The sequence below is a fragment of the Auritidibacter sp. NML100628 genome (genome assembly GCF_003185985.1).
Taxonomy (GTDB): Bacteria; Actinomycetota; Actinomycetes; order Actinomycetales; family Micrococcaceae; genus Auritidibacter; species Auritidibacter ignavus.
In genome coordinates, this window is sequence record NZ_QHLP01000009.1 from 37,217 (window position 1) to 51,133 (window position 13,917).

Here is a 13,917-nt window from a genome sequence, read left to right on the forward strand (position 1 = left end):
GACAGTAACGCTGACAGGTCAGCTCTTGCGGTGCAGGAGCCGTTGGGTCAGATCGATGATCTCGGATCGGGTGCGATCATCGAGGTTGAGATTATTCAGGTTGGTTAGCGCTTCCGAACCGAGCTGTGAGACCTCCGTTGTCACACGTTGCAGGGCACCTGAGTCTTTGAGAAGATCTTGAATCTCAGCCACCGAGACATCATTGAGGTCCTCGGTCCCTAAAGCTGAGGTCAACGTTTCTCGGCCGGCGGCGTCCAGGGATAACAGCGCGTGAGCGACCAACTCGGTCCGCTTGCCTTCCCGAAGATCATCTCCCGCGGGTTTTCCGGTCAGTTCGGGATCGCCAAAGACGCCGAGAATATCGTCCTGAAGCTGGAAGGCAATGCCAAGGGGGGTGGAAAAACGTCGTAGTTTTTTCAGGGTATTTTCATCGGCCCCAGCGAGAATAGCACCGATTTCAAACGGCCACACGGTGGTGTAGTGGGCTGATTTATGGCGTAGCACAGTGCGAGCCCTTTGCAACATTGCTTCAGCAGAAATAGCGGATACATCTACTTCCGAGACGAGATCCAGATACTGCCCGGTCATCACTTCGAAGCGCATCATTTGAAATGCCGAGGTGGCGGTTGCTGCATACGGGGTGGCATCCGCCACGGCGCTAAAGCACTCTTCACTGGCCGACAGGGCCAGATCTCCGGCCAGAACCGCGGCGGCTACGCCAAAGTGAGAGCCATCCTGAGTCCAACCTTTGATGCTGTGCAAGGCCTCAAAGGATTTATGGACCGAGGGGCCACCGCGACGGGTATCGGAGCGGTCCACAATGTCATCGTGAATCAGGGCAGCAGCCTGAAAAAGTTCCAATGCTGCCGCTGCTTCAACGATGCGGTGATCTGTTGCTGAGCCCCCAGCAGCTCGCCAGCCATACCAAGCGAGCAAACCGCGAACGCGTTTACCGCCGGAGCACAAACGGGAGATTTCATCGACCAGGTCAACCGCTTGTTCGGACATCTGCTCAGCCCGGTCACGGTACTGCTGAAGAAACGTGTCCAGATAGGAGGCAAGCTTGGTACGAAACTGTTCGGCAGTTCTGCCGGCGGATGAGGATGCTTGGGACGACACGATACTCCTACCTTGATGCCAACGTGGTCGGCGGCGCTCTGCTCCCACGCTACCTGCCATGTGACTACAGTGGAGACATGGGCGCGCAGACAGACAGGAATCAACAGCAAGACCCCAGCTGGGATTCCACCATTTTGCATATTGATATGGACGCGTTCTTTTTGTCAGTGGAGTTATTGCAACGCCCCGAATTGGCAGGCAAACCCGCTGTGGTGGCGCACCATGGCCCTCGATCGGTGGTGACCTCGGCTTCCTATGAGGCTCGTGCATATGGCATCAAATCAGCGATGCCCCTCGCACACGCTCAAGCTCTGTACCCTCAGGTGGAGGTCCTGGAACCACACCGGGAGAAGTACACGGCCATTTCGGCTCAACTAACTGAGATCTGGACCTCTTTCACCCCGTTGGTGGAACGGCTCTCTATTGATGAAGCTTTCCTCGATATTTCAGGAGCGCGTAGACGCCTCGGTCCTCCGGCAGAGATCGCAGTGCAGGTCAAGGAGGCAGTGCGTGAGAGAACAGGTTTGGCAGCTACCGTCGGGGTCGCGATGAACAAATCCGTGGCCAAGATTGCGTCCACCCGGTCAAAACCCGATGGGTTAGGTGTGGTCCCGGCAATACAAACAGCCGAATACCTCGCCCCTCTGCCGGTGAATGTCATTTGGGGCGTTGGGCCGAAACTCTTCGAACGGTTCCAGAGTGCCAATATCCTCACGGTTGGTGATCTGGCAACTCAGGACCCGCAACGAATGCGTCGGTGGCTGGGGGTGGTCGGTCCCGATCTCGTCCAGTTGGCCCGTGGTATTGATCCGCGACCGGTGGTGCCACAACGCGACTCGAAATCAGTCGGCGTCGAGCATACCTTTGATCAGGACCTGGTCTCCGCTGAGCAAGTGCACCGATATCTGCTCGATCTCAGTTATGAATGCGCTCGCCGGCTACGGAGCGAAGGCGCCCAGGCTCGAGGTATTGTGGTGAAGGTCAAAGATGACCACCGCGCCACTCGCAATAAGTCCCGGGGACTGAGGCACCCCACCGCCTCGGGTGCACAGATCGTTACGGTCGCCGAGGAGCTCTTGGCTGAGCTGATGCAACAACGGTGGCACCCATTGCGCCTCCTAGGGGTGCGTGGGGAACGCCTGATCGATGCCGATTCCCTTGAGACAAGCGACGAAACCGCCACCGCACAGGAGGCTTTGTTTTCCTGGCACGTCAGTGAAGACTCACAGCCGTCTGACCGCAGAAACTCCGGGGAGTCTCTGGCTAGAACCGATGCTGTGATGGACGAAATCCACACCAAATTCCCTGATGCTGGGCTGAAACCAGCTACGTTACTTAAACATCACCGACAAGAACGAATCGGTGAAGATTCCGAGTGATCAAGGCCTCGGGAAGTATTTCTGCTTTTTTGGCGTTCTTCCAGCTATAAGACTTACTATAGGTACAAGGACAGTGGTCGAAGCGCATTTTCCGGGTTGATGTGCTGGACGAGGAGGCTATCGTGGCGTTATCAGAGCGTGAACAAGAGGTTCTTGCCCAACTTGAGCAGCAACTCAGTGACGACCCTCAGTTTGCGTCACAGATGGAGATACAAGAGGGTTCCTCCGCCCGGAAGCTCTCCACTCGAAATATCGTCTTGGGCGTGCTGATTGCCGTGGTCGGTTTGGTCGTGCTCCTTACCGGGGTGACCATTAACCAGATCTGGGTTGGTGTTCTCGGGTTCGTCATGATGGCCGGTGGTGTCTTTTTCACGACGCTGCGTGGCAAAACCGAAAAGGCCAACGCGTCAGACTCAACAGGTCAGTCCAAGAAGTCCTCGTCTAAGCAATCGTCGGGTTTCATGAGCGGTCTTGAAGAGCGTTGGGAACAGCGTCGTAACCAACAGCCCTAACCGCGTCTCAACGACGCGGCAAAAACTTCAGACAAAAGGCCGTGTCGCCTGATGTGTCCGCAGTGCGGATCACGCATCGGCGACACGGTTTTTTCATGCGCTTAACTGGTCTGCTTATAGTGCTCCACACCCCACCCCACCGCCCTCCGCATTCTCCCCTCCACCTTCCTCCACTCGGGCAGCGAGGTCTGTCTGCCCATGGGGGCAAGAGCTGACCGGGCGTTCAAGAACTCGGTGGACAAAACCTCGATGTTTGCGCTGGATCCGCATGATCACGCGCATTTGGCCGATCTCGATGGGGTTGACTGTCGTCGCCAGCAGCGGCCTTCCACCTTGCTGTTGGCAGCCGGTGGTGCTGGCGTCGACGGTTTTTTTAACGACGCTTGACGGCCTGTGCGAAAAATCCCTCCACTTTGCTCCCAAGGTCATCCCCACTGTGCTCTACCGTCCGTTTAACCGCAGAATCATGCCGATTTTGGGGAAATTTCGGTGGCTGCATCGTCCGTGCTCTCGAGAATTCTCAGCATTTTTTGAGTTGAAAACGCCCGGATTTGGTTGCGGGGGGAGCGAAGTGGGGTAAAGTGGAGGCAGGTAGAGGGCGGTGGCTCAGAGGACGCTCTGAGACACTCAACAAGGAAGAGGTGGTGGGGTCATGTTTTTGGGCACCTACACTCCTCGCCTTGATGAGAAGTCACGACTGATTCTTCCGGCGAAATTCCGGGAGGAATTGGCCAATGGGCTCGTTCTCACTCGCGGTCAAGAGCATTGCGTTTATGTGTTCTCGGCTCGGGAGTTTGAACGAGTGCATGAACAGATGCGTTCAGCGCCACTGTCATCACGCCAAGCACGCGACTACATCCGTGTCTTCCTCTCGGGTGCTTCGGACGAAGTACCGGATAAGCAGGGACGGATCACTATTCCGGTGTCACTGCGCGAATATGCCGGTCTCGACCGGGATGTCGCGGTCATCGGTGCTGGTACACGCGCTGAGATTTGGGATCTTGAGTCCTGGAACAACTACCTCGAGGAACAAGAAACTGCCTTCTCGGAAACCGATGAGGAAGTTCTTCCCGGAATCTTCTAAAACGGTCCGACCATAACTGAACAGACGAGATGGGGACATCTCGAACGTGGTGTCTTGATTCAGACCTCCAGCCGAAGGATTCGCTGGCCTGTCTTCCCCTGGGCCAGGGTATCCGGCTGGGGATCTGGATCAAGAACCGTCTAGAGGAGTAACGCGCATCGGATCAGTGAAGGAGGCGACCGTGCATCATTCCGTATCACCGGACGAAAACGCTGCACGTCGCCACACTCCTGTGATGATCGATCGCGTGGTGTCCTATCTGAATGAGGGGCTGGCGGTTGCGCGGTCTGAGAAGCGTCGCCCAGTGGTCATCGATGCCACGCTGGGTATGGGCGGGCACACTCACCGTTTGCTCTCCGATAATCCCGATCTGAGAATAATCGGCATTGACCGTGACACTCAGGCTCTGCAGATGGCACAACAACGGCTTGGGGAGTTTTCCGACCGGCTGGTGAGTTTTCACGGCACCTACGATGAAATCTCTGCTGCGATCCAGGCCGCCGAGACGCAACTGCAGACCCGGTTGGACGGCGTTGACGGAATCCTGTTTGATCTAGGTGTCTCGTCCTATCAGCTCGATGAACCATCCCGTGGCTTTGCCTACTCCTATGACGCTCCGCTGGATATGCGCATGGACCCCACCGATCAGCTCACCGCCGCCGACGTGGTTAACACGTACTCGGAAGCCGACCTGGAACGAGTGTTGCGCAACTACGGCGATGAAAAATTCGCCCGACGAATTGCCACAGAGATCGTCAAAACGCGACGACAGCGCCCGTATCGTGGCAGTCAAGAACTAGTTGAGACGATTATCCGCGCTATCCCAGCTGCCGCGGCGCACCGAGGCAGTCATCCGGCCAAACGAACCTTCCAAGCCCTACGCGTGGAAGTCAATCACGAACTCGAGGTCCTCACCCGCGCTATACCCGCTGCCATGGCGGTCCTGACGATCGGCGCACGCATGGTGGTCATGAGCTACCAATCCCTAGAGGACAAAATCGTCAAAAAAGCTATTCAACACCAGGCGCAATCACTGACTCCTGCTGGGTTCCCCGTGGAAGTCGAAGGGTACGCGCCGGTGGTGAAAATTCTCAGCAAAGGGACGGAAAAACCCACACCGACTGAGATCGAGCAGAATCCCCGGGCTGCAGCCGCCCGCGTCCGGGTCATTGAAAAAATTAGACCCACCAGGAGTAACGGATGAGCGCTTCCCCCCAGAGCATCCGCCAGACAGCCTCGTCGGCAACGGCCGATAAGCTTCCTGTGGTCAACGGTTCGAGTGCCGTCAAGGCCCCACTACCGACGACCCAGCCAAAACACGAGACAGCCACGCGACGTCGTCCCCACCTTGCTGTGGTCACGGCTCCGTTGCGAGCCACTCCCATGGGGACAGTCATCTTTTCCGTTGCTGTGCTACTGGCGGCATTGATTGTCGTGTTGGTCATCAATATTTCGGTCTCCAATAAACAGTACGAGCTGTTGGATTTGAACTCTCAGACCTCGGAGTTACGCGAAAAGAATGAGGACCTCGAACAGCAAGTCGCTCATCTGGCAGCTCCTCAGAATCTGGCACAGAAGGCCGTCGACATGGGAATGGTGTTGCCAGGAGCCTCCGCCTCCATCAATCTCGACAGCGGGAAAATCTCGGGTACCACCGAAGCGGCGTCTGACGACAACGTCCCGACGGAGTTCGTGGGATCACCTACGGTTGCGGCCTCGGAAGGACGCCAGGTCGAGGTCGCGGAATCCCAACGCCAAGCACGCGAAGAGCCGGTGGCTGTGGATGCCAAACCGGTCCCGAAAACTCTCGAGATTGACCGCAAGGTGGACGGCCCTGAGATTGGTCGTCCCTCCGACACGAGCCAAAGGTCCGAGTCATCGGCCAACGGTGATGCAGAATTGGATGAGACGAGGATGTCGTCGCCTCAGATCAGCATCCCCTGATGCCTTCCACGAGGTGCCATGGCCAACAAGGGCCAACCAGTCACAGCAGTGATGACGAACAGGCTAGAACGTTAAAGGATGAGTGTGGCATGACATCACAGCATCAGCACCCCGCGATGACCACGCGTCTGCGGATTCGGTGGATCATTGCCGTCGCTCTGGTGTTGCTAGGGGTCCTCGCCACTCGTCTGGTCTGGGTTCAGGGGGTCGATGCGGCAGGTTTTGCCGATGAAGCCATGAATGAACGGCTGCGGTCGGTTCCGTTGCCGGCCGAACGCGGTTCGATCCTGGATAAGAACGGCAACGTGCTCGCCGAATCAGTGTCCCGCTATAACTTGGTGGCCGATCAACGCTTGAACGAGGATTATCGCGTCTGGGACGAAGAAAGTCGCTCGTATCAAGAATACGACATCGATGATCGGATCGATGAACTGGCCACCATTCTGGACATGGACCCAGATGATCTGCGGGCATTAATGATGGGTGATAGCCCCTACCAAATCATCACCCGCGGGGTCACCCCCGAGGTCCGTGATGAAGCTTTGGATCTGGACATTCCCGGTCTGATTGCTGAACCTGTCGCCGAGCGTAGTTACCCCAATGGCGCCGTGGCCGGTAATATTTTGGGCTTCTTGGGCCAAGAAGGCCACGGGCTGGAGGGATTGGAACAATCCCAGGAAGCCTCTCTGGAAGGTACCCCCGGGGAGCGAACGTTTGAAATCGCCGCCAACGGGGTACGGATCCCTCATGCCACGTTTGAAGAAACCGAGCCGGTCGACGGCCAAGACCTGCGGTTGACCATTGACCAGGATGTTTCGTGGTACGCCCAGGAAGCGATCGCAGAAAAGGTCGATGAGTACAACGCCGAATGGGGCAATATTGTGGTCCAGGAAGTCAAGACCGGCAATATTCTCGCTCTCGCGGATTCCACCACGGTTGATCCTTCCGATCCATCGAAAACGGATTCACTGTTTTGGCGCCCTACCTCGGTGACTCAGGCCTATGAACCCGGCTCGACCGGAAAAGTCTCGATTTTTGCTGCCGCGCTGAACGAAGGGGGTGTCGGCCCGACTACTCCCCATACCGTGCCGAATAAGCAGGAGTTCGATCACGAGGTCATTAATGACTCGATGCCACACGATACCTATGACATGACCACCGCCGGGATCTTCGCCCGGTCCTATAACACCGGCACGGTGCAGGTGGCCGAAACGCTGAGTAAAGAACAGCGGTACGACTACATGAAAAAATTCGGTATCGGAGATCCGATCGATCTCGGATTGCCCTATTCCTCTTCCGGGCAGTTTGCCAACTGGCAAGACTGGGACCGCCGTCAACAGTTCACCACCACGTTCGGTCAGGGCTACTCCGTGACCGCCCTGCACACTGCCCAAATCTTCCAGACCGTGGCCAACGGGGGAGTGCGCAAGAATCCGCGACTCATTGACGCCTACGTGGACCCCGACGGCACCGAGCACGCTTACGATGCCGGTGAAGACCAGCGGGTGATCAGCGAAGAAACCGCCGACGAGATGCTGAAACTCATGGAGGGCGTGGTCGAAAACGGCAGCGGTGGTGCCTCCAAGATTCCCGGTTACCGGGTTGGCGGTAAAACAGGTACCGGTCAGGTCGCCGGTGAATCGGGTGGCTATGATAGCCACGTCACCACCTACGCGATGGTGGCACCGCTGGAAGACCCCGAGTACGTGGTGTCCGTTACGGTGTATCGCCCCGAGGGGAATTGGAAATCCTGGCAGGTCACCGATACTGCAGCAGATGTAATGTCCTACGTTCTGAATAAGAACTCGGTGCCTCACTCCACAACCGATTCGCAAGCCTACGACGTATTTGTCGACGACCCACAGAAGCGCCCATGGTAGATCCTTTGACTCAACACAACCCCTCCTTCCGACCAGAGCACCAGCCTGCCTATAGCATCGACGAGGTACTTGCGGTGCTCGAGCAGGCCGGCTCCCCGGCCATTGTGGTGCCCCCGGGCCAGGACGAGTCATCCCAAACCCACAGCACGGACACCCCGGAAATTACCGGTGTGGCGTTGGATTCGCGCGACGTGCAATCCGGAGACCTCTACATTGGGGTCCCCGGCGCGAAAGTCCATGGCGCACGGTTTATCGAAACCGCAGTGGCCGCCCCCGCTGTCGCCATCCTGACCGATGCGGAAGGCTTGGAAATCCTGCGCGAACATCCCTCGGGTCAGCAACTGCCGGTCATTGTGGTCAAGCAGGTCCGCGAGGTGATCGGTGCGGTCTCGGCACTGATCTACGGCACCGTCGCCACGCCCGGGGCCCCGCAGATCTATGCGGTCACCGGCACCAACGGCAAGACGACGACGACCTACCTGCTGGAATCCGGGCTATCTGGTATGGGGTTGACCACCGGGCTAGTCGGCACGATCGAGATCCAGGTCGGTGGGGCCAACGTGCCGGCTAAATTCACCACCCCGGAAGCACCCGACCTGCACGCGTTATTAGCCAGCATGCGCGAGCGTGAGATTCAAGCCACCGCCATGGAAGTCTCTTCCCATTCGCTGTCTTATCGCCGGGTGGCTGGCGTGCAGTTCGCTGTGTCCGGATTCACCAACCTCACCCAGGATCACCTGGACCTGCACGGGAGCATGCAGGAGTACTTCCTGGCCAAAGCGCAACTGTTCACCCCCGAATATTCCCAGACCTCGGTGATCACTCTCAACGGTGGCCCACAGATCGACTACGGCTACCACATGGCCCAGCATGCGTTGGCCGCCTATGGCGACGATACATTTGGCGACCATGTGATTACCTTGGATCTCGGCCCAGCGGCCGTCTCCCACGAGATCGCTGATCCGGCGCTGACCAAAGCAGAGATTCCCGCCATCTGGCAGGTGACCGATCTGCAGCCACGCCGGCTAGGATCGGTGTTTACGTTGCAACACCGGGACGGGTTCTGTCTCGACCTCGCTGTGGGCCTACCCGGTGAATTCAATGTCGCCAACGCCGCCCTGGCCGCGGTGATGCTGTTCACCGGATATCCCACCGAACGCTGGGATGAGATCACCAACGTGTTGACTGAAACCACCCAAGACCAGCCCGGTGCCTTCCGTGCGGTGCGGGTGCCCGGGCGGATGGAAATTGTCGCCAATGCTCCTACCACCATTGTCGACTTTGCCCATAACCCTGACGGGCTCTACCAGGCCCTGGAAGCGGTCAACCAAGCACACCAGATTGCAGAGCACCCGGGCAAAACCATCCTGGTCTTCGGTGCCACCGGCGAACGCGATACCACTAAACGTGCGGTGATGGGAGACATTGCGGTGCGCGGAGCCGACATTGTCATTGTCTCCGATGACGATCCGCACTCCGAGGACCCGACTGCCATCCGCTTGGACGTAATGGCCGGGGCCCGCCAAAGCATCGAGGAACACGGGCTGGATACCGCATTGCACGAAATCGCCCCGCGCAACAAGGCCCTGGCGTACGCCGTAGAGCTGGCGGGAGAACACGACATCATCCTGGCCGCCGGTCGCGGGCACGAGACCTCCCAGGACTTTGGCACCCACTCGGTAGAGCTCGACGACCGAGTGGCCTTAGAACAGGCTCTGATGGATTACGGATATGTCACAATACGAGAGGACTCGTCGCGTCGTGAGCAGGTCGAAAGCCGTAACGGATAAACTCGTCTCGTTATGATTGAACTCACCGCTGCTCAGATTGCCGATGCGACCGGTGGTCAGCTCGTTGCTGGCACCGATCCGGACACGAGCGTTAACTCAGCTACCACCGACTCCCGCGAGATCACCGCCGGTGGATTGTTTGTGGCCAAACCGGGAGAATTTGCCGACGGTCACGACTTTGTGCTCAGCGCACGGGAGCGCGGGGCGAAACTGATGCTGGGGCAACGCGAAGTCTCCGATGACAACGGGACCCCGGTTCCCGGTATTATCGTCGCTGACACGGTGGTCGCCATGGGTGATCTCGCCGAATACATTGTGGCCCGGATTCGTGAACATTCACCCACTACGGTGATTGGCATTACCGGCTCGGTCGGAAAAACCACCACCAAGGATCTCCTCGCTGGGCTGTTGTCCGAGGCGGTCGCCTCCGATGACCCGGACGCGGTTATCGCCCCACAAAACTCCTATAACGGTGAAGTGGGCGTGCCGTTGACCATCTTCCGCGCCAGCCTCACCACCCGGTATCTAGTGGTCGAAATGGGAGCCGACCATGTGGGCAATATTGCCGACCTGTGCCGGATGGTGCGCCCGGATATCTCCGTGGCACTGACCGTTGGCTCCGCGCACACCGCCTCCTTCGGGTCGGTGGAGAATATTGTCAAAACGAAGGGCGAAATTGTTGAAGGTCTCAGCCAGGGTGGGGTCGCTGTGCTCAACGCTGATGACCCGCGCGTGGCCTCCATGGCAGAGCGTGTCCCCGAGGGGGCTGAGGTGCTGTGGTTTTCCACCGCCAACCGCCATGACAGTGCCTACGCACCCATTGTCTACACCGCCGAGTTGAGCACCGACGACAACGAACGCCCCCACTTCTACCTGGGATATAATCCCACCGGGCAGCCGGCGGATCTACAACTGACGACAGCTTATGTCACCAGCGGACTGACCGGTATCCACCACGCCACGAATCTGGCTGCAACCGCTGCCGTGGCTGTGACGGCAGGTCTCGACCCGGAGACGGTCGGGGGCCTCCTGCACGGACGCGGGCCAGTCTCGAAGCACCGGATGGCCCGCACCGACCGAGCAGACGGCATTACCATCATCGACGACTCGTATAACGCCAATCCCGAATCCATGCGGGCCGGACTGAAAACATTGGCCCTCACCGGACGTAGCACCGGCCGGCGGACCTGGGCGGTGCTCGGGGAGATGCTCGAGCTGGGTTCCAACAGCATCAAAGAGCATATCCACATCGGTGAAGCCGTGGTCCGGTTGAATATTTCGCAGCTGGTGGTGGTCGGACAACAAGCCAGACCGCTCTATACTGGAGCGGTTATGGAAGGCTCCTGGGGCGACGAAGTGGACCATGTGGCTGACATCGACGAGGCCGAACAGTTACTCAACCAGCGCCTTCAGCCCGGCGACATTGTATTTATTAAAGGATCGAACTCGACCGGCCTGTGGAAACTTGCAGACCGGCTCACCGCTGACCCAACAACCCCAAGGCAAGGTGACCTGCAGTGATCGGACTCCTGATCGGGCTGGCGCTCGGGCTAGTGCTGACATTGATTGGCACCCCGCTACTGGTCAAAGTCTTGGTGAAAAAACACTACGGCCAATTCATCCGTGAAGATGGGCCCACCAGCCACCAGACCAAACGCGGTACGCCCACGATGGGTGGGGCAGTGATTGTCGGGAACCTGGTGATCGTTTACTTCCTGACCCACGGCATCATGTCCCTGATGGGGCTGGGCAATGCCGGAGTCACCGCCTCCGGGCTCCTCTTGCTGTTTTTGACCGCCGGAATGGGGCTGGTCGGCTTCTTTGACGACTTCGCGAAGATCTCTAATCAACGCTCGTTGGGACTGACTGCCTGGGCCAAGATCATCCTGCAGGGCGTGGTTGGTATTGCTTTTGCAATCCTGGTGCTCAACTTCCCCGACGACCGAGGACTAACTCCCGGCTCCACTGCGATCTCTGTCTTCCGCGACACCAGTATCGACCTGGCCTTTGCCGGACCTGTGGTGGGTGTAGTGCTGTTTGTGATCTGGTCTAATTTGATCACCACCGCCACCACCAACGCGGTTAACCTGACCGACGGGCTCGACGGTCTGGCCACTGGCGCGGTGGCGCTGGTGACCATGGCCTACGGGGCTATCACAGTCTTCCAGCTCAACCAGGCCTGCGGTAGCGGGCCAGAAGACCTGCCGGGGTGTTATCAGACCCGCGATCCCATGGACCTAGCCCTGCTGGCCGCTATCCTGACCGGATGTCTGATCGGATTCCTGTGGTGGAACACGAATCCTGCCAAAATTTTCATGGGAGACACCGGCTCGTTGGCCCTGGGTGGTGCCCTGGCTGGCTTCGCAATTCTGTCTCGCACCGAATTGTTGCTGGTGGTCTTGGCCGGGTTGATGGTGGCCATTGCGCTGTCGGTGATTATTCAGGTCGGATACTTCAAGCTCTCCGGTGGTAAGCGGGTGTTCCTGATGGCCCCGTTACAACACCACTTTGAGCTCAAAGGCTGGGCCGAAGTCACCGTGGTCGTTCGGTTCTGGCTGGTCGGATTGGTGTGCGCGCTGGCCGGTCTGGCCATGTTCTACGCAGAATGGGTGATCGTGCGGTGACAGTGCATCATGATCTATCGGCCCTGACCACCTGGGACTCCGACTGGGCCGGGCTTCGCGTGCTGGTCACCGGGCTCGGTGTGACCGGGTTTTCGGTGGCCGACACGCTGGCCGAACTTGGCGCTGAGGTCGTGGTGGTTGACGGCCAGGACGACGACAAGCGCCGTCACGCCGCCGACACGCTGAAAATTGTCGGCGTGCGCGAGGTACTGCTCGGTCACCAGGCGGTATCCGGTCTACCCGATGAGAACCTCTGGGACGGGCCCCTGGAGTTGGTGGTCACCTCGCCGGGCTGGAACCCCGCTCAACCCGTCCTAGCTGCCGCAGCCACCGCCGGGGTACCGATCTGGTCAGAAATTGATTTGGCCTGGCGGGTGCGTATCCGTGAGGGTCGGCGCACCGCTGAATGGCTGGCCCTGACCGGAACAAATGGAAAAACCACCGTGGTGACCATGGCCGAGTCCATGGCCCAAGCAGCCGGCCTCGACGCCATTGCTGTCGGCAATGTCGGCACCCCAATTCTGGATGCCATCCGCCGTCCCGAAGGCTTCGATGTGCTCATCATCGAGCTGTCGAGTTTCCAGTTGCATTGGACTCACCACTTCGAACCAGCTGCCTCAGCGGTGCTCAACATAGCTGAAGACCACCTGGACTGGCACGGCGGTTTCGATAACTATGCCGCTGATAAAGCCAAGATTTACGAGAACACCCGGGTGGCCTGTATTTTCAACGAGAACCAGCCGGCCACGATGCGAATGGTTGAAAACGCCGATGTGCAGGAAGGCTGTCGCGCGATCTCCTTCACCACCGACGTACCAGCTCGGTCCATGTTTGGCGTGGTCGACGGGTTGCTGGTTGACCGGGCCTTTTTGGAAGACCGCCACCACTCCGCTTTGGAACTGGCGGCCATTACCGATATTGGCGTGATCGTCCCCGAGCACCAGGTCGCCAACGCCCTGGCTGCCGCCGCGCTGGTCCGGGCTATTGACGTCCCACCCCAAGCGGTGAAACAGGGACTACGCAACTACGCTCCCGAACCGCACCGGGTGGAACTCATTGCTGGGGGGCCTCAGGGGGAGACCCTGCAAACCCTGTGGATTGACGATACGAAGGCCACCAACCCGCATGCCACCGACGCGGCGCTGAAAGCCTTCAACTCGGTGATCTGGGTGGCCGGTGGCCTACCCAAGGGACTCAGCTACGACCAACTGGTGAAAGATCACGCCTCGCGACTGAAAGCTGTTATCGTGATCGGTCTTGATCCAGCACCTGTGACCGAGGCACTCACACGACACGCACCCGAGGTCCCCGTCTACACCCAGTATCTGCGAGACACTAACAGTGACCCCACCGATGGCTGGTCGGTGATGACGCACGTGGTCGAGTTGGCCGCGCAACTGGCAGACGACGAAGACACGGTGTTGCTTTCTCCGGCTGCGGCCTCTTTCGACCAGTTCAGCTCCTACGGAGACCGTGGCGACGCCTTCCAGCACGCCGTGAGACAACACCTGGGGATCGCCCCACCGCCGACCGACGCACCTGACGACGAGTCGTAGACATTCAGCCACCACCAGCGCAGACAGGA

The 13,917-nt window shown here is 58.8% G+C and carries 12 protein-coding genes; 11 read left to right on the forward strand and 1 reads right to left on the reverse strand.

The genetic code is table 11. The annotated features are described in order from the left end of the window. Positions 1 to 18 precede the first annotated feature (18 nt). Positions 19 to 1,119 (reverse strand): polyprenyl synthetase family protein, encoded by a 1,101-nt coding sequence (locus DCC24_RS07560; RefSeq protein ID WP_233242844.1) that lies wholly within the window; start codon positions 1,117 to 1,119, stop codon positions 19 to 21. Between the two features lie 77 nt (positions 1,120 to 1,196). Here DCC24_RS07560 and dinB point away from each other — a divergent pair, with 77 nt between their 5' ends. From dinB to murD, 11 genes are all read left to right on the forward strand, one after another. After that, entirely contained in the window at positions 1,197 to 2,498 is a 1,302-nt protein-coding gene (gene dinB / locus DCC24_RS07565; protein ID WP_110099364.1) for a DNA polymerase IV, read from the forward strand. A 122-nt stretch (positions 2,499 to 2,620) separates the two neighbouring features. After that, entirely contained in the window at positions 2,621 to 3,010 is a 390-nt protein-coding gene (locus tag DCC24_RS07570; protein ID WP_110099365.1) for a DUF3040 domain-containing protein, read from the forward strand. 198 nt (positions 3,011 to 3,208) lie between these two features. Then, the gene (locus tag DCC24_RS07575; RefSeq protein ID WP_110099317.1) at positions 3,209 to 3,397 is read left to right on the forward strand and encodes a hypothetical protein; all 189 of its coding nucleotides are present in this window, start codon (positions 3,209 to 3,211) and stop codon (positions 3,395 to 3,397) included. A gap of 265 nt (positions 3,398 to 3,662) precedes the next feature. Further along, complete coding sequence (mraZ, locus tag DCC24_RS07580) at positions 3,663 to 4,094, forward strand: division/cell wall cluster transcriptional repressor MraZ (RefSeq protein ID WP_110099318.1); 432 nt, start codon at positions 3,663 to 3,665, stop codon at positions 4,092 to 4,094. Between the two features lie 181 nt (positions 4,095 to 4,275). Beyond that, positions 4,276 to 5,298, forward strand: coding sequence for a 16S rRNA (cytosine(1402)-N(4))-methyltransferase RsmH (gene rsmH / locus DCC24_RS07585; protein ID WP_255410803.1), 1,023 nt, complete (start codon positions 4,276 to 4,278; stop codon positions 5,296 to 5,298). Beyond that, positions 5,295 to 6,038: a cell division protein FtsL gene (locus DCC24_RS07590; protein ID WP_110099319.1), complete on the forward strand. Its 744-nt coding sequence runs from the start codon at positions 5,295 to 5,297 to the stop codon at positions 6,036 to 6,038. The genes rsmH and DCC24_RS07590 overlap by 4 nt, the downstream gene beginning before the upstream one ends. Positions 6,039 to 6,127: 89 nt before the next feature. Beyond that, complete coding sequence (locus DCC24_RS07595) at positions 6,128 to 7,918, forward strand: penicillin-binding protein 2 (RefSeq protein ID WP_110099320.1); 1,791 nt, start codon at positions 6,128 to 6,130, stop codon at positions 7,916 to 7,918. Next, complete coding sequence (locus DCC24_RS07600; protein WP_110099321.1) at positions 7,912 to 9,708, forward strand: Mur ligase family protein; 1,797 nt, start codon at positions 7,912 to 7,914, stop codon at positions 9,706 to 9,708. The genes DCC24_RS07595 and DCC24_RS07600 overlap by 7 nt, the downstream gene beginning before the upstream one ends. Positions 9,709 to 9,720: 12 nt before the next feature. After that, positions 9,721 to 11,229, forward strand: coding sequence for a UDP-N-acetylmuramoyl-tripeptide--D-alanyl-D-alanine ligase (gene murF, locus DCC24_RS07605; protein WP_110099322.1), 1,509 nt, complete (start codon positions 9,721 to 9,723; stop codon positions 11,227 to 11,229). Further along, on the forward strand, positions 11,226 to 12,332 hold the full coding sequence (gene mraY, locus DCC24_RS07610; RefSeq protein ID WP_110099367.1) for a phospho-N-acetylmuramoyl-pentapeptide-transferase: 1,107 nt from the start codon (positions 11,226 to 11,228) through the stop codon (positions 12,330 to 12,332). Before murF ends, mraY begins: the two co-directional genes overlap by 4 nt. Further along, positions 12,314 to 13,888: a UDP-N-acetylmuramoyl-L-alanine--D-glutamate ligase gene (gene murD / locus DCC24_RS07615; protein ID WP_110099323.1), complete on the forward strand. Its 1,575-nt coding sequence runs from the start codon at positions 12,314 to 12,316 to the stop codon at positions 13,886 to 13,888. Before mraY ends, murD begins: the two co-directional genes overlap by 19 nt. Positions 13,889 to 13,917: the final 29 nt, after the last annotated feature.

Coding starts and splice junctions, on each gene's coding strand:
- dinB (WP_110099364.1), top strand. CDS start 1,197: ATGGGCGCGCAGACAGACAGGAATCAACAGCAAGACCCCAGCTGGGAT.
- DCC24_RS07575 (WP_110099317.1), top strand. CDS start 3,209: ATGGGGGCAAGAGCTGACCGGGCGTTCAAGAACTCGGTGGACAAAACC.
- mraZ (WP_110099318.1), top strand. CDS start 3,663: ATGTTTTTGGGCACCTACACTCCTCGCCTTGATGAGAAGTCACGACTG.
- DCC24_RS07590 (WP_110099319.1), top strand. CDS start 5,295: ATGAGCGCTTCCCCCCAGAGCATCCGCCAGACAGCCTCGTCGGCAACG.
- DCC24_RS07595 (WP_110099320.1), top strand. CDS start 6,128: ATGACATCACAGCATCAGCACCCCGCGATGACCACGCGTCTGCGGATT.
- DCC24_RS07600 (WP_110099321.1), top strand. CDS start 7,912: ATGGTAGATCCTTTGACTCAACACAACCCCTCCTTCCGACCAGAGCAC.
- murF (WP_110099322.1), top strand. CDS start 9,721: ATGATTGAACTCACCGCTGCTCAGATTGCCGATGCGACCGGTGGTCAG.
- murD (WP_110099323.1), top strand. CDS start 12,314: ATGGGTGATCGTGCGGTGACAGTGCATCATGATCTATCGGCCCTGACC.